Annotated in this window: 13 protein-coding genes; 7 read left to right on the plus strand and 6 right to left on the minus strand. The window is 61.5% G+C overall.

What is annotated here, in order from left to right; all coding sequences use genetic code 11:
• Positions 1-183 precede the first annotated feature (183 nt).
• The 3 genes from DDF78_RS06925 to DDF78_RS06935 all read left to right on the plus strand — a co-directional run bounded on the left by DDF78_RS06925 (position 184) and on the right by DDF78_RS06935 (position 4,140).
• The gene (locus DDF78_RS06925) at positions 184-744 is read left to right on the plus strand and encodes a YbhB/YbcL family Raf kinase inhibitor-like protein (RefSeq protein WP_152581179.1); all 561 of its coding nucleotides are present in this window, start codon (positions 184-186) and stop codon (positions 742-744) included.
• Positions 745-855: 111 nt separating this feature from the next.
• The gene (locus tag DDF78_RS06930) at positions 856-2,502 is read left to right on the plus strand and encodes a C69 family dipeptidase (protein WP_152581180.1); all 1,647 of its coding nucleotides are present in this window, start codon (positions 856-858) and stop codon (positions 2,500-2,502) included.
• Between the two features lie 120 nt (positions 2,503-2,622).
• On the plus strand, positions 2,623-4,140 hold the full coding sequence (locus tag DDF78_RS06935) for a formate--tetrahydrofolate ligase (RefSeq protein WP_152581181.1): 1,518 nt from the start codon (positions 2,623-2,625) through the stop codon (positions 4,138-4,140).
• A gap of 180 nt (positions 4,141-4,320) precedes the next feature.
• Here the strand turns inward: DDF78_RS06935 and DDF78_RS06940 are convergent, their stop codons facing one another.
• Positions 4,321-4,668 (minus strand): phenylpyruvate tautomerase MIF-related protein, encoded by a 348-nt coding sequence (locus tag DDF78_RS06940; protein WP_152581182.1) that lies wholly within the window; start codon positions 4,666-4,668, stop codon positions 4,321-4,323.
• Between the two features lie 262 nt (positions 4,669-4,930).
• Between DDF78_RS06940 and DDF78_RS06945 the strand changes: the two genes are divergently transcribed.
• The gene (locus DDF78_RS06945; RefSeq protein ID WP_152581302.1) at positions 4,931-5,464 is read left to right on the plus strand and encodes a GtrA family protein; all 534 of its coding nucleotides are present in this window, start codon (positions 4,931-4,933) and stop codon (positions 5,462-5,464) included.
• A 91-nt stretch (positions 5,465-5,555) separates the two neighbouring features.
• Here DDF78_RS06945 and DDF78_RS06950 read toward each other — a convergent pair whose 3' ends face one another.
• A complete protein-coding gene (locus DDF78_RS06950) occupies positions 5,556-6,932 on the minus strand; it encodes an MFS transporter (protein WP_152581183.1) in 1,377 nt (458 codons plus the stop codon).
• Between the two features lie 299 nt (positions 6,933-7,231).
• Between DDF78_RS06950 and DDF78_RS06955 the strand changes: the two genes are divergently transcribed.
• Complete coding sequence (locus tag DDF78_RS06955; RefSeq protein ID WP_152581184.1) at positions 7,232-7,891, plus strand: histidine phosphatase family protein; 660 nt, start codon at positions 7,232-7,234, stop codon at positions 7,889-7,891.
• A gap of 156 nt (positions 7,892-8,047) precedes the next feature.
• The gene (locus tag DDF78_RS06960; RefSeq protein WP_152581185.1) at positions 8,048-9,022 is read left to right on the plus strand and encodes a hypothetical protein; all 975 of its coding nucleotides are present in this window, start codon (positions 8,048-8,050) and stop codon (positions 9,020-9,022) included.
• A 72-nt stretch (positions 9,023-9,094) separates the two neighbouring features.
• Here DDF78_RS06960 and DDF78_RS06965 read toward each other — a convergent pair whose 3' ends face one another.
• The 3 genes from DDF78_RS06965 to DDF78_RS06975 form a co-directional block, all read right to left on the minus strand.
• Positions 9,095-10,324, minus strand: a complete 1,230-nt coding sequence (locus DDF78_RS06965) for a DUF805 domain-containing protein (protein ID WP_152581186.1) — start codon at positions 10,322-10,324, stop codon at positions 9,095-9,097.
• Positions 10,325-10,414: 90 nt separating this feature from the next.
• Positions 10,415-11,254, minus strand: coding sequence for an ABC transporter permease (locus DDF78_RS06970; RefSeq protein WP_152581187.1), 840 nt, complete (start codon positions 11,252-11,254; stop codon positions 10,415-10,417).
• 9 nt (positions 11,255-11,263) lie between these two features.
• Entirely contained in the window at positions 11,264-12,337 is a 1,074-nt protein-coding gene (locus DDF78_RS06975) for an ABC transporter substrate-binding protein (RefSeq protein ID WP_152581303.1), read from the minus strand.
• 330 nt (positions 12,338-12,667) lie between these two features.
• On the opposite strand from DDF78_RS06975, the gene DDF78_RS06980 reads away from it, so the two are divergent.
• Positions 12,668-13,492: an HNH endonuclease family protein gene (locus tag DDF78_RS06980; RefSeq protein ID WP_152581188.1), complete on the plus strand. Its 825-nt coding sequence runs from the start codon at positions 12,668-12,670 to the stop codon at positions 13,490-13,492.
• Between the two features lie 26 nt (positions 13,493-13,518).
• Here the strand turns inward: DDF78_RS06980 and DDF78_RS06985 are convergent, their stop codons facing one another.
• A complete protein-coding gene (locus tag DDF78_RS06985; protein ID WP_152581189.1) occupies positions 13,519-15,261 on the minus strand; it encodes an MDR family MFS transporter in 1,743 nt (580 codons plus the stop codon).
• Positions 15,262-15,448: the final 187 nt, after the last annotated feature.

The raw sequence follows: 15,448 nt of genomic DNA on the forward strand, positions 1-15,448 counted from the left end.
GGAGTTGTGACATTTGAGACCATGGGCCGTGTCTTCGCTCACATGTCTTGAGCAGCTTTATCCGCTCGCTCAAACGGACTTGACCCCCATGCGACACGCCGAATGGCGTGCAATATGGCCGCAATCCGTTGTTCGCGCGTTATTCTCCTAGGGCAAGTCAGCGCGGTGGGGGATACTGGATTCATGAGAGTCTCAGCTGATTTCACCGTCGTCCCCGATGAGTTCGCCGCCGCAGCGCCGCCGGAGAACCTCATCGATGGGACGCCCGTCGTCTCCTTCCCGTTCTACATCGATAATCTCGACCCATCCGCCCAGTATCTGCACTGGCAGTTCGTCGACCCTGATTCGATTCCCGTCTGCGGATTCGAGTGGATCCATTGGGGTGTGGCGAATGTGCCCATCGACGCGCTCATGTTCGATTTCAACGATTCGCACGCGCTGCAGATTCCGCCGGACTTCTCGCGCACGCTGCCCTCGATGATTCCTGAGGCCATCCAAGGCCGGACTTCGGCGGCAAGCAAGTTCGTCGGGAAAAGCGACCCGGCTGTGACCATGCGCTATAACGGCCCCACGCCGCCCGACAAGCTGCACGGCTATGAGCTGCAGGTCTGGGCCACCGCATCGCCGCTGCCGGGCTTGCGCCAAGGCTTCTGGCTCAACGAGCTGCTGCACGCGCTGCACAGCTACGAGGGCCCGCTCGATCATGGCGGCATCGTCTTGGAGTACGGTCCGAAAAGCGACTGAATGCCGGGCGCGGCAAGACACATAGACAATCAAATAGACAATAAGACAATAAGTAATTAGGCGACTGCGCCAACATACACAAGCATATACAAGCAAAGGAAGCAACAGCATATGGCCTGCACCACGATTCTGGTCGGCAAAGACGTGAGCTACGATGGCTCTACCATCATCGCCCGCAACGAGGATTCGGCGAACGGCGAGTTCAATCCCAAGCGCTTCCTCATCGTGAAGCCGAGCGAGCAGCCCCGCCATTATCGCAGTGTTATCAGCCATGTGGAGCTTGACCTGCCGGACGACCCGCTGCAGTACAGCGCAGTACCGAACGCCGATGCCAAAGAAGGTATCTGGGGCGAGGCCGGGGTCAATGAGGCGAATGTCGCCATGAGCGCTACCGAGACGCTGACCACCAACGAACGCGTGCGCGGCGCCGATCCGATGGTCGAGCTCACTGCGGCGAAGGGCGCAGCGGGCGAACTGGGCTACGAGCCGGAAGTGCCCGGCGGCATCGGCGAGGAGGATTTCCTCACCATCGTGCTGCCCTATGTCACCACCGCGCGCGAAGGCGTGGCCCGCTTGGGCTCGCTGCTTGAGCAGTACGGCACCTACGAGATGAACGGGGTCGCGTTCAGCGATGCGAGCGAGATCTGGTGGCTGGAAACGGTCGGTGGCCATCACTGGATCGCCAAACGCGTGCCAGACGAGGCCTATGTCACCATGCCGAATCAGCTCGGCATCGACGAATTCGACCTTGACGACGCCCTCGGCGATCAGGAAGACCACATGTGCTCCGCCGATCTGGCCGAGTTCATCGAGGCGAACCACTTGGATCTCTCGGTCGAATCGACCACGCCGTTCAACCCGCGCGATGCCTTCGGCTCACATTCCGACTCCGACCATGTGTACAACACGCCGCGCGCGTGGTTCATGCAGCGCTTCCTGAACCCTTACGACGAGGTCTGGGATGGGCCGGATGCCGACCACAGCCCACAGAGCGACGACATTCCGTGGGCGCGCCAGCCTGATCGCAAGATCACCATCGAAGACGTCAAATACGTGCTCAGCTCGCACTATCAGGGCACGCCATACGACCCGTACGGCAAGCTCGGCGACGAGCATACGCGGCATATGTACCGCACCATCGGCATCAACCGGCAGAGCCAGCTCGCCGTCATCCAGATTCGCCCTTACCAGCCGCAGGCCAACCGCGCCATCCAATGGATGGCCTACGGCTCGAACCCCTTCAATGCGCTCGTGCCGTTCTACGCGAACGTCGACACGACGCCGGATTACTTGGCCGACACCACGACGCGCGTGACCTCGGAGAACTTCTACTGGGAGAACCGCATCATCGCGGCGCTGTGCAACTCAGCCTTCGCCGAGACCTCGAACGCAATTGAGCGCTACCAAGAGAAAATCGGCGGCATCGGGCATCGCATGGTGACCGTCACCGACGAGCAGGTGGCGCGGCTGGACGGCGTCGCGGCCGACAGCGCGGCTGACGAATCCTATGAGGCCGATGCCGAGACCGCCGAAAGCGACGATATCGACGTGACTGATGACATCAGCAACGACATCCAGCCAATGGAACCGGGCGAAATTCCCACCGCCATCCGCAACAGCGAGGCGCGCGAGATACTGGCCGCCGCAAACCAAGCGATGGCCGGCCAGCTCAAGGCGCAGACCGACGAACTGCTCGACGCTGTGCTGTACACCACCAGCATGAAGATGAGCAACGGCTTCAATCGCTCCGATAACTGAAAGAGACATAGCTAACATAGCTGCCTGTCACGTAATCGCCGCCCCACGTATTATCGTATTATCCTGAGTAATTGCACCATCCTTACCCACGCCCCTATCCACGGAAACTTAAGGAACAACATGCCACTGATCGATCAGTTCACCACCCAGTACGGCCTCGTGCGCAAAATCGACGCCTTCGGCTATCTCGCACAGTTGAAGAGCGACTCCAGCATTGAGCGCAAGCATGGCAAAGTCGTGCTGGTCACGGCCGACACGCCGCTGAAGGCCTCGCGCGGCGAAGGCAAGACCACCACGACCATCGCGCTGATCGATGCGCTGCGTGCCAAGGGCATCGACGCGGCAGCCGTGCTGCGCCAGCCGAGCATGGGCATCACCGCAGCCGGCTCCAAGGGCGGCGCTTCGGGCGGCGGCAAGGCATCGCTGACCCATCCTGAACTCGTGGACTGGGGTCTGTGCGGCGAGATGACCGCCATCGCCGCAGCGCAGAACCTGCTGGTCTCTTTCGCCGAGAAGGCCGTGGACGAAGGCCTGCTCGATACGATTCTGACTCCTCGGGTGAGCGAGGTTCCCTCGCGCTCGCTGCGCCAGATTGCCGTCGACTACGGCAAGGGCAATGTGCCAGAGCGCGTTGTGCTGACGCCGACCAGCGAACTGATGCAGATCGTGGTGCTTTCGCGTTCGATGGCTGAAATCGGCGAGCGGGTCGCCGCGATGATCGCCGGAACCAAGGACGGCAAGCCGGTGAAATACGGCGAATTCATCGATTTGTGGCGCATCACCAACATTCTGCTTGACGCGGTCAAACCGGCACTTACGGAGACGCAAGCTGGCTCGCCGGTCTACGTGCACTGCGGACCTTTCGCGAACGTGTCCATCGGCATCCCCTCGCTGGTATCGGTCGAAATGGCGTGCGCGCTGCACGATGTGGTGGTCGTAGAAGCCGGGTACGGTGCGGATGCCGGAGCGCAGAAGTGGCTCGATATCGCCTGCCGCGACTATGGCGCGCAGTGGCCTTCGGCTGCCGTGATCGTGACGCGCGCGACCACTTGGCGCGACGACCCGGCGCTTTCGTGGCGCTATCCCTTCCATGTCCAGCGCCTCGAAGGCCTTGACATTCCCACCTTCCCGCTCATCAACCTGTGGGAGGGCGAGGACGGCGAGATTGCGTCGCTGCGCGAGACTGCGAAGACCCTGGAATTCCGCGATCCGATTATCGGCAACCTGTTCCGCGACGGCGGTGATGCGCTGAGCGACCAGCTCGAAGGCTTCATCGATGCGCTGCAGAACGGCGAAACACCAGCGCAGCCGCACAGCCATCGCGGCATGTCCCTGACCGAGAACGCCAAGTGGGTCGCCGAGCAGGCCTATGGCGTGCCTGGCGAACGTGTGCTGCTCAAGGACGGGTTCAGCGCGTCCCTTGCCCAGGCCCGGGATCTGTGCGCCGATGCGGGTCTCAACCTCGATGAGCTGGCCTTCGTGGCCGTCAAGTCGCCGGCCGTGATGACCGACAACGACTCCGCGCCGGAAGCCGAGCACACGGTGACCCTGAAGAAGGTCGAAGTCCACGCCGGAGCAGGCCTCGTGCAGGTCAACCTGACCACGTCACTGACCACCCCAATGCCCAAGATCGTGTGAGCCTTGGCTGGCTGGCTAGCTAGCGGTTGTATTACGTATGAAGGCGGCGCACCCAGACCGGGTGCACCGCCTTCATACGCCGTGGCATGCGCGATGTGCGATGCGTACTGAACGTGTTGCACCCCTATCGCATTCCATGGCGTCCTAGGGCTGTCAGCCACTAGTCCCTTAAAATTACCCTTAGAAATTGCTGCCGTTCCAACCCCAGTCGGTGGTGGCGGTATAGCGGATGTACGTGCGGTCCTCGGGGATGCCGAGCTCGCCGTTGAGCGCCTTCATGATGCTCGTGGTGAGCTGCTCCCAAGCTGAGCCCGGAACGCTGCGGCCGAAGACATTCACCTCGACATAGGCGGCGGGCTTGCTGTCGTCGCCAGCGAAGTAGATGGGCATATCGTCTTCGAAGGGGCACATCAGCCAGCCTTCGGACTTGCCGGGAACTGCGGTAATTGCCTTGCCGTAGGCGGCCTTGAGCGCTTCACGCTGTTCGGGCGTGGTGGATACTGAGACATGGGTGTGGATGACTGGCATGATATTCCCTTCCAATAGGTAGACGGTTAGTCGTGAGGCCCAGTCTAATCCGGCTTGCCGATTGCGGCCGGACATATGCGCAGTTCTGGTGCGCAGACCTGGCGATTGGAAATCACGAGCCACAGCCGAGTGCAGCCGTGGAACATGCTGAACGAAACCTCGAAGATATGCATGGGTTCGGTTCAGATTGCGTGCGGGCCTGCCGGATTATCGGCTGCGACGTGTTTAATGAAGCGTTGTGAGAAAACTGATTGAACAGCTGATGAAGTTCGGCGTCGTAGGCGTCATCGCCTTCTTCATCGATTGGGGCATCCTGAACGCCTTGGTGTGGGGCCTGCATATGCACAACGTGCTGGCTGGCACGATTTCCTTCACGATATCGCTCGTGTTCAACTATCTGGCCAGCATGAAGTACGTGTTCAAGCATCGCGAGGACATGGCCCGCTGGATGGAGATTCTTATTTTCGTTGTGGCTTCGGTCATTGGGCTGTTCATCAACGATCTGATTCTGTGGATCAGCACATACGGGATGAACCGCGACGCCTACGTTTCGCAGAGCGCCCAGTACGTGCTGCGCACGAATGCCGGCAAGCTGGTCGCCACCGCCGTGGTCATGGTCTGGAACTTCGTGATTCGAAAGTGGCTGCTCGACGACACGCATACCAACGCGATGAATCGGCTCAAAGGCGAGTCGAATCGGCTTACCCAAGAGGAGCTGGACAGCAAGTGGGAAGGCAGCTTCTCGCATAGGCTGGGGCTGTGGTCCCTCGCGCACACGCCGAACGGCTGGAAGTAGCGCCTAAAAGTAGCACAGAAGTAGTTCTTGGAGGTAGCGCCTGGAAACAACACCGTCCGAAAGCAGCGGGCCGAGTCCCCGCTTTTAGACATTAGACGGTTATCGCTGTCAGCGTGGGCGTTTCCGTGCTCGACTTGATCTGCCTGAATCCGACGAAGGCAAGCACCAGCGAGAGCAGTGCAAGCAGCGTGACGACGAGGAAGCCTCCCTGCGAGCCGGACCGATCGATGAATATGCCCGCGATTGCCGAGCCTACCGATCCGCCGATCGAGTTCATCGCGCCGATCCATGCCACGCCTTCGGTGAATCGTGTCGGCGGCACGATGTGGAGCAGCAGCTGGTTGCCGTTGATCCATGTGGGTGCCTGGCATACGCCGATGATCAGATAGATGATCATGATGACCCACAAATGCCTGGCGAACAGGAACGTTCCGATGCCGATGTTGACCACGGCCAGGCAGAAATAGAAACGCTTCCACAGCGGAGTGATCCAGTTCTTCGCACCGTAGACGATGGCGCCGCACAGCGAGCTGATCGAGAAGCATGCGAAGACGAGGCCGGTGTACTGCTTCATGCTCTGCTCCGTGGCGAAGGCAATAATCGAGATGCTGGCCGCCGACTGGAACGCGCCTAAGCCGAACCAGGTGACGCATAGCGCGATGAGGCCCGGCCCCCAGATCGACTGCTTGACGCGCTCCGACTTGGCAGAGGCACTGCTGCGCAGTTCCTGTGTCTTCTTGGAGGCACTGCTGTGCAGCTCCTCGGCCTTGGCCGCCTCTCGCTGGCGGTATTGCCTGCGAGTGAGTCCGGACTGCTTGGCCAGCGTGGTCTGCGAGGGCGGCTCGGTCGTCAGTTCGGTCAGGAACATCAGCGCCCCGATGACGACGCATGCGCCGGTGACCCCGAACGCAAGCGTGCCGGAAACAACGGCCAGCGCGGAGGCCAGCGGATTGCCGATGACCCACATGCATTCGTCGAACACGCCCGAAAGCGACATCGCCCGGTCCGTGCGCACGCGGTCACCCTTGAGCAGATGCGTCCAGCGGCTGCGGCTCATTGCGCCCCACGGCGGTATCGCCGCCATGAATGGCGCGATGACGAACAGCGTCCACTGCGGCGCACGCGCAGTGATGCATGCGATCATGGCAGCTGCCGCGATAAGCCAGACGATGATAGTGGGGATGGCGACCTGGCGCTGCCCGAACTTGTCGACCAGCTTGCCCAGCAGCGGGCCCACGACAGCCATCGCAATCGCCTGGATGGCGGCCAGCGCACCGGCCAATGCGTAGTTGTGATAATAGTGCTGCACGGCGATGGTGATCGTCATGCCGATCATCGGGAAGGGCATGCAGGCGAGCACCGACCCGATGGAGAATCGAGCGGTATGGGGCATGTGCAGCAGTTCCGCATAGCCGCCGAAGAGGCGGTGGGTGACTTCTGTGAAGCCGGAGAACACGGGGTTGCTCATGGCGTTCCTTTGCGCTGGTACGGGGTGCAGGAGGGCAGTGCGGGAGAAAGGGAATCAGATTCTCGTACATCGAGTACGATTGTGCAAGTGTAATGAGACTCAGGCCGCGACACGCGGTACATTGGTTGATGAGCCGAGCAGTGTGCTTAATGCCGCGCGGCTCGGCGGGATTGCAGCTCAGCTGGACTGCATAAGCCTTATGAGGCTGCGTGGCTTCTCTAGTGTCAGGCGGCTGCAATCGCGGATCAGGAGGCCGAGGCGCGCGGGCGCGTCATCGGCGCATAGGAAAGGGGCTGGGCATGCCGGCAACCACCATCCACTTCGTACGTCATGGCAAGGTCGAGAATCCCGACCAGCTGCTCTATGAGCGGCTTCCGGGCTTTCATCTTTCAGGGTCCGGCGTGCGTATGGCTCAGGCGACGGCGCGGTACATCGCGCAGGATCCTCAGCTGAGCGCGGTGACGGCCGTGTATTCCTCACCTTTGGAGCGTACGCGCGAGACGGCCGGCGAGATTCTTACGCAGCTCAATGACCGGCGGGCGCAGCGCGGTCAGGAGCCGTTGCGGCTGGTCACCGATGATCGGCTGATCGAGGCGCGCAACGAGTTCCGCGGAACGCGTATCGGGCACGGTGACGGCGCGCTGTGGAAACACCATAATCTCAAATTGGTGTCCAACCTGTGGAAGCCGAGCTGGGGGGAGAGCTATGCGCAGATAGCGCAGCGGATGGGCGACTTCGCCGATGAGAAAGTACGACAGTACGCGGGCCAGCAGATTATCGTGGTCAGCCACGAGTCCCCAATCTGGTCCTACCGGCATCTGCTGGAAACCGGGCGTCCCGAGCACAACATGCTCATGCGCCACACCGCGCTCGCGTCGGTGACCTCCATCACCTACGACCCCGAAACCGGCAAAATGCTGTCCATCGCCTATGCCGACCCGGCCGCCAATGTGGAATAAATACTGTGGAATAAACACTGTGGAATGAACGGAATGGGATGAACACTGTGGATAAACGGCGCAGAGTGGGCGGAATGATGCAGCGACGGGACGCCGCGACAAGGCGTAGCAGGGCATGGGGCATAATGGAAGCGGTGCAAGTGCAAAGGAGCTGAAATGGCATTTCATATGCAGGATGAAGTGATAGTACGCATCGCGATACTTCCCGAGGTGCGCGAGGCTGCGGGCGAAGGGGCCCGGCTGATGTCGCTGTGGCCGCTGAGTGACGCCAAGCTGCTGGACAATGATGCGAAGTACACCGAGAATCTTCAGGTGCGCATCACGCGCGCAATGGCCGCGATCATGACCGGCGAGGAGGTGACGATTCCGGACGCCGAATTCGTCTACGAGGGCGCCGAGGAGATACCGGGGCGGCCTCAGCGCATCGTCGATGCACTGCTCGCCGCGAACGACGCCTGCGAAACCATGGCCGACTACTCGCAAACCGGCGATACCGCGCTGGTCATGGGCGGCTGCGGCGCACTGGGAGTCGACTGGGGCGAGGATACCATCACTGCGGTTGCACAGGCGCTGGAAGAGGTGGAGAACGCGGTTGCTGACGGTGAGGCTCTGCAATCCGAGAGCAACGAGGAGCCGGTAGATAAGCCGGCGGATTCGCCGGAGCACTCATCCGGCAGCGTTGACATCGAGGCCGTGGCGCAGCGCCTAGCCACTGTGCTGGCGGCGGTTGACGGGCTGCTCGGTGTCATAGGCCAGGGCGATGATCCGAGTCTGCAAGGCGACGACGCTGAATCGGCGCGGCTGCGGGCCGGACGCGCACTGCCGGTGATGCTGTATGCAAACGAATTGTGCGAGCGGGTTTCGATTCCGCGTGTTTTCATCTCCGCACAGGAGTTCCTAGATATGATTGACGCGCGCGACGGCACTGGTGCAGTGGGCTCGAACGGAAATGCAGGCCTCGCCGTGGCCCGCATGCTTGCGCCTTCAATCGCCGCCGAATGGGCGAAGCATCGCGAAGATGTGCTCTGGGACCCGCAGGAGGCGAAGAAGAAGGCGAAAGAGGAGGACGAGCGCAAGAACAAGGAGGCGCTCGCCGCCAAATTCGCCAACGCCCCTGACAACAAGAACTGAGTGCCGGGGGATAGGATTACGGTGTGTTCAATAGCATGATTCCCGCAGAGGGTCTCATGAATGCACATGTATTCAGTTTGTAGTGCCGGTGCTGTCGGAACTGCCGTTCCCATTGCTTTGGTTGTCGGCGGGCTCGCTCGCTGGCTGCGAGTAGCCCGGAGTTGGCTGGGATTCGGCGTTTCCTGAGTAGTTGCTGTTCCCAGCATTCTCGGTGTACCCGCTCTGCGGCTGGTAGGGGTCCTGAGCGGGATTGGCGTAGGACTGCTGATTCTGGTCGTTCGGTGACTGATCTGGCGCATACGGCTGGCCATATGCCTGCTGACCGTTGTAGGGCTGGGCTTGGGGGTAGCCGATCGGGTATCCGGTCTGCTGGGCTTGGAAGTCGTCATCATACCGGGCGCCGGCGGGATTTGAGTTTGCGACGCCAAACACGATGAAGGACGCCAAGGCTCCGATGCCGCACAACCCAGCGAGCAAACCCCACACAATCATTCCGGAGCCGACTCTTGGAGTGCCTGTGACAGTGTATGCGGCTCTGGAAGCGATAGCCTGCGCTGCAATGATCCCACCAAGCAGTCCAGTGAGGAAAATCAATCCGTACGGCAGCGCGGCCCACCAGCCGGACTTGTTGGAATCGTGCAGTCGCCTGACGAAAAGGGCGATAAAGGGGACGAGTATTGCCAGACTCCAAAGATTGGACAGCCAAGACATCCGGTCGCCGCTGATGCTATTGAGGATACTAATCACCAGAGATACGCCAACGTTGCCGAGAACCACCCACCAGAACTCGCTTTTTGAGGCTCTGCCTTTGAACACGATGTATTTCTGGAAGAAGCGTTTGATGGCTTCGGGGAAGGGACAGCCGTAATACGGCCTGTTCAGCGGCGGCACTCCGGCTGGCGAGAAACCTGGGCCGGAGGGCTGACCGCCGCCATATCCAGGTGCGTACTGCTGTTGGCTGTAATTCGGTGCGTCTGCGTACTGCGGAGCACCTGTGTATTGCGGGGCTTGTTGTCCGTATGATGGAATTTGCTGCCCGTATTCTGGTGTCCCATACTGTGGCTGCTGTGGCTGCACAGGCTGCCCGGATGCCCCAGTCTGCTCAGGCTGCGTCTGCCCGAGCGGCTGTTGCTGAGCGTATGAGCCAGCATACGGCGTATAGGGCTGCTGTGCGTCGCCTGAAGTGTCCGGAGCATTGCCTTGCTCGGAGCTAGACGCAGCAGCATACGACGTGTCCTGAGAACGTGACGCGTCATCGCCATTGATGCCCGGATTGCCGGGGTATTGCTGTGAATCGGTCATGATGTCCCTTTCGGCATGATTGCGTACATCTCTATTCTCTCAGGCGTTGCGACGAAAATGCTCCATCCGCCCATAAAGAATGCTGAAAGGCTACTGTCCCTCTTCCTCATCCAGCGTGTCATCGCTCGCCGGGCCGAGCAGCAGATATTCGGCCAGCGCAATCAGCACGAACAGCACGCCAGTGCCCGCGATGATCACGAGCGTGGCCGAGAAGATCGGCGGCGTGCGGAAGGAGTTGAACGCGCCCTGCAGCCAGATGCCCAAGCCTCTGGTCGCGCCCAGATACTCGGCGGTCACGGCGGTGCCGAACACGTATGCCGCGCAGATGCGGATGCCGCCGAACATCTGGCGGGCGGCGACGCGCAGTTTCACATGCCACAGGGTCCACGCGCGGGTTGCGCCGCAGGTGAGCGCCACATCCTCGTAGAACCGCGGCACGGCTGCCAGGCCGCGCGTGGTCTGCACTGCGACAGGGAACAATCCCAGCACTGCGACCAAGACGATCTTTCCGGTCGGGTCGAAGCCGAACCACAGCATGAACAGTGGGGCGATGGCGATAAGCGGGATCGTCTGCGCGGCCGTCAGCAGCGGGTAGAGCGCCCGGTGCAGCACCGTCGAGGAGTACAGCAGCACGCCGATGCCGACGCCTGCCGCCACAGCGATCACGAAGCCGATAACCGTTTCATACACGGTCATGGCGGCGGCGGACATGAGATCGGGCCAGGTGTCGATCATCGAGGCGACGACCTGGCTGGGGGCGGCAAGCGTGCGGTCGCTGATGCCGCCGAAGCGCACCGCTGCCTCCCATACGGCCAGCAGCACGCCGATAGTGACAACCGGCGGCAGCGCGCGGCGCGCAAGGCGTCTGAGACGTCCAAGACGCCCGACACCATGTCGTCGTCGTTTGGCTGCTGGGGTTGGTCGCTGCATCAGTGTGCCTTAGGACAGGTAGTCATTGGTGGCGAGCTTGCGGGCCTGCGGCGCTTGGTCTGGTGTGCCGCTCGTGCCGTTCTTGCCATCCTTGGACTTGGCGTCGGACTTGCTTGGGGCGTAGGTGCCCGCGTTGTTCTGGAAGTCCAGGTACGGCTGTGCGGCGCTGAAATCGGTGGTGCCGGTCACGCGCCTGGGGTCCTTCGTGGTCCAGTACTTGTTCGCGATGATCGTATCCATCGAGGCCCGCACCAGCTTGGGGTCGAGCTGCGATTCCTTGGTCTGCGCCACGAGGATGTCGCTGGCCTTTTGCGGGTTCGCCAGCGCGTAGTCATAGCCCTTGGCTGCTGCGGCGAGGAAGTGGCGCAGCGTCATCTGATGTGCGCTGTCGTTGAGCCAGGAGGCATTGACGGCGAATCCCAGCTGGTCCGGGTTGCCGGGCACGCCCCAGTCGGCGGCCTCGAAGCAGTTCAGCGCCGGGCCGTTGAGCTTGCTCTCCACGCCTTCCCAGGTGGCGTAGAAGCCGCCGAAGTCGCCCTTGCCACTGCTGAGCGTGGTGAAGGTGTTCGTCCCGGCAGTCGCGGTCTTGAACTCGCCGGTGCCGCCGGCATGCTTGATCATCTGGCGCACGACGGCGTTCTGCTCGGCCGAGCCGAAGCTGACGAAGGTCTTGCCGGAGAGGTCCTTCGGGGTGACGATGTCTTTGCGGCTGGCCAGCGCGCACCACTGCGCGACCGGCTTCTGCGTCAGGTCGAAGACGAAGCGCAGATTGGCGCCCTGCGCGTTGAACGCCGCGACGTTGCTCAGCGTCGTGAACCCGACATTGGCCACGCCGTTCTCCACGCTGGTTTCTGCGCCCGCCTGAGCGGTGGGCAGGATGGTGAGATCGACGCCCGCATCCTTGAAATAGCCGAGCTTCTGGGCCACATACAGCCCGATATGATTCGTGTTGGGCGTCCAGTCGAGCATGAACGACAGCTTCTGCGCGCCATTCGATGAGGCGCTGTCGTTCGTGCTGCTGCCGCACGCCGCCATGCTCAGCCCCAAAGCCGCGCAGATCAGCGCCGCCAGCACTGCGCGCATCGACGCGCGTAGTCTACGTAGATGTGTGATTTCCTCTGTGGAACCATGATTATTGGAACCATGATTGCGATGTGATGCGATCATATCGTCACCTTGCCTTTGCTGCTATGGCCCGAAGCAAGGCACGGAAAGGTGAGGAGTCCGCGCGATGTCTCAGGCTGCATCCTAAGCAGCTCGCCGCCGCCAAGGATGCCTATACCTATTGCTGATTATGACGCGGCTGCTGCCACCAACCGCGCGAACGCAGTCCAGTATAGCGCCAGCACTGCCGGAGGCGGTACAGAGGCCGCCCCTGCATTTCGGCCCACCTTCGGCTATCATGGCAAGGTTATGACGCAGCATCCACGCAACCCGAACCTACCGAACCGGCATAATCGACCGAACCGATCGCGCAATCAAGAGGCCGCCAACGGTGCGCCCCGCGACGCGCATTTCACCAAGCGCCGCTTCAACGCGAGCAGCCCGTTGGAGCGGCTGCTGATTCTGCTGGTCGTGGCGGTGGTTGTTGGCATTACTATCGGCGTCGTGCTCCCGAAGATCAGTCAGCCGGTCGGCCAGCTCACCGGCGAGTACACGGCCAGCGGCCCTGCGGCGGATGCGCTGGACGCGCTGAGTGTGAACGACAATCCTAAGACGAGCAGCTATCAGCGCGACGCCTTCGGCTACAACCAGACAGACACGGACGGCAACGGCTGCGACGTGCGCGAGGATGTGCTGTCCCGAGACCTGACCGAAGTGCGCTACACCTATGCGGGCGGTTGCAAGGTGAAGTCCGGCGTGCTGCAGGATCCGTACACCGGTAAAACCATTCACTTCGTACGCGGAGCGAAGACCAGCGCCGCCGTGCAGATCGATCATGTCGTCGCGCTCGAAAACGCCTGGCAGTCCGGTGCCAGCGCATGGGATACGGCGAAGCGCTATCGCTTCGGCAACGACATGCTCAATCTGCTCGCCGTCGACGGACCGGCCAATCAGGAGAAGGGCTCGGCCTCAGCCGCATACTGGCTGCCGACCAACGGCGCGTTCCGCTGCCAGTACGTCGCCCGTCAAATCGGCGTTAAGACGAAATACGGCCTGAGCATCACCAGCAAAGAGAAGCGCGCGATGCAGTCCGTCCTGCACGCCTGCCCCGCCCAAAAGCTTCCGCAGAGCTAGTCTGTCAAGACAAGCTGAGCTACCACTTACTCAATGCGGGCAGGCCACGCACCTGAGCCGGAGACGGCTCCTGCGCGCTCCTCCACTTCGGCATGCAAACGGCGCATCGCGCGGTGGGTGAGGTCGCGGGTGGAGCCGGCGCCGTCGCCCTTCACGCCGAAGAGCACGATGAACACCATGACTAGGACGATTGCGGAGCTGATGCGCAGCGCTGTCTGCACGCCAAATATGCTCGCTGCGGCCGCATGCTCGGCACCGCCGCCGAGCGCGTTCTGGCGCATTTTGGTGAAGGTCTCCATAAGAATCACGAGCACGGGCGCGCCGATGGCCCCGCCGAGCTGACGGGCCGTGTTGGTCACGGCCGAGCCGGCCGAGACCTCGCGCGGCTTCAAACAGTTGAGCGACCATGTGGTGATGGGCATAAGCACGAATCCCATGCCGATCTGCCGGATGAACTGGCATATCGACACCCACCAGATCCAGGTATGAGGGCCGATGGTGCTCATCATGAGGGTGCCCGCGAACAGCAGAATCGCACCGGTCAGCGCGACCGGACGCGCGCCGAACCGGTCGAGCGCGCGTCCTCCGGCGAACTGGGAGATGCACTGGCCCAAGGCCCCCGGCAGCATGATCAAACCGCTCATAGTGGCCGAGTAGCCACGGTCGTTCTGGATGTAAAGCGGCATGATCACAAGTATGGAGCTGAAAGCGAAGAAGCTGAGCGTAGCCGTGATGGTGCCGATGGCGAAGCTGCGGTTGCGCAGCACGGTCAGATCGAGCAGCGGCGGCTGGACATCCGCGTCCTTCAATTTCTGTACGGTGGCTTCGTCCGCACCCGCCTTGCGCGCCGCGTACACGCGGTCGGAGAATGCCTTGAACCGTTTCGCGCCCTTGAGCTGGCGTAGCACGAACCAGACGATGCCGATAAATCCGATGACCATTGGCGCCCAGACCACCGGCGCGCCGAATCCGTATGCCTCACTGTTGGTGAAGCCGTACATCACGCCGCCGAATCCGAAGATTGAGAGGGCCACCGAGAAGAAATCGGCCTTGACGCTGGTGTCGTTCTGCACGAAGTTATGTAAGCCGAAAATCGCCATCAGCAATGCGATAACGCCGATGACGGTAAGCGTCATGAAAATCGAGCGCCAGCCGCTTGCGTCGGTTTGCATTCCGCCGATGGTCGGCCCGATGGCGGGGGAGATGCTCATCGCCATGCCGACGGTGCCCATAGCCACGCCACGGCGGGACATGGGGAAGATTGAGAACACGGTGATCTGCAGCACCGGCCACATCACGCCGGAGCCGATTGCCTCCAAGGTGCGGCCTGCGAGCACGAGCAGGAAGGTGGGCCCGAGCCATGCGAGCACGGAGCCCAACGTGAAGACTGCCATCGAGACGATAACGATCTGGCGGGTCGAGAAACGGCGCGTCAGAAAGGCGGTGAGCGGCACCATAACACCCATGATGAGCGGCATGATCGAATTGAGCCACTGACCGGTGGTGATGCTGATATCGAAGTCCTTGACGATCGTCGGCAGTGCGGCGCTGAGCTGCAGCTGCGTGAAATTGCCGACGAAGGTGATAAAGGTGAGAATCGCGATCGATATGAACGCCGGGCGGGTCAGATGCCCATTCGCGTAGGCTTGATCTTTGGGCAGCACCGCAGAAAGATTGTTGCGCCTCGTGAAAGAGCCAGTGGCAGTTTTGGCGGTGCGTGGCGCGTCCCCTGTATCAACCGGATTATTCTCGATTTTGCGCCCACTCATGCGCCACCAACTTCTTCCGCTCTGTTCTCGTCTGTTCGTTCGTTGTCTTCTTCTGTTGTGTTCGTCGTGATCGTCACTACCCGCAAAGACCTCAAAAGTCTACACCGTCGTATTGCCAAGAGTCACGGATGTTCGCTATATGCATGACGGCTCGGCTACTGCACGGCTCGTAGCAGGGCATGTTGCA

The sequence above is a fragment of the Bifidobacterium tibiigranuli genome (genome assembly GCF_009371885.1).
Taxonomy (GTDB): Bacteria; Actinomycetota; Actinomycetes; order Actinomycetales; family Bifidobacteriaceae; genus Bifidobacterium; species Bifidobacterium tibiigranuli.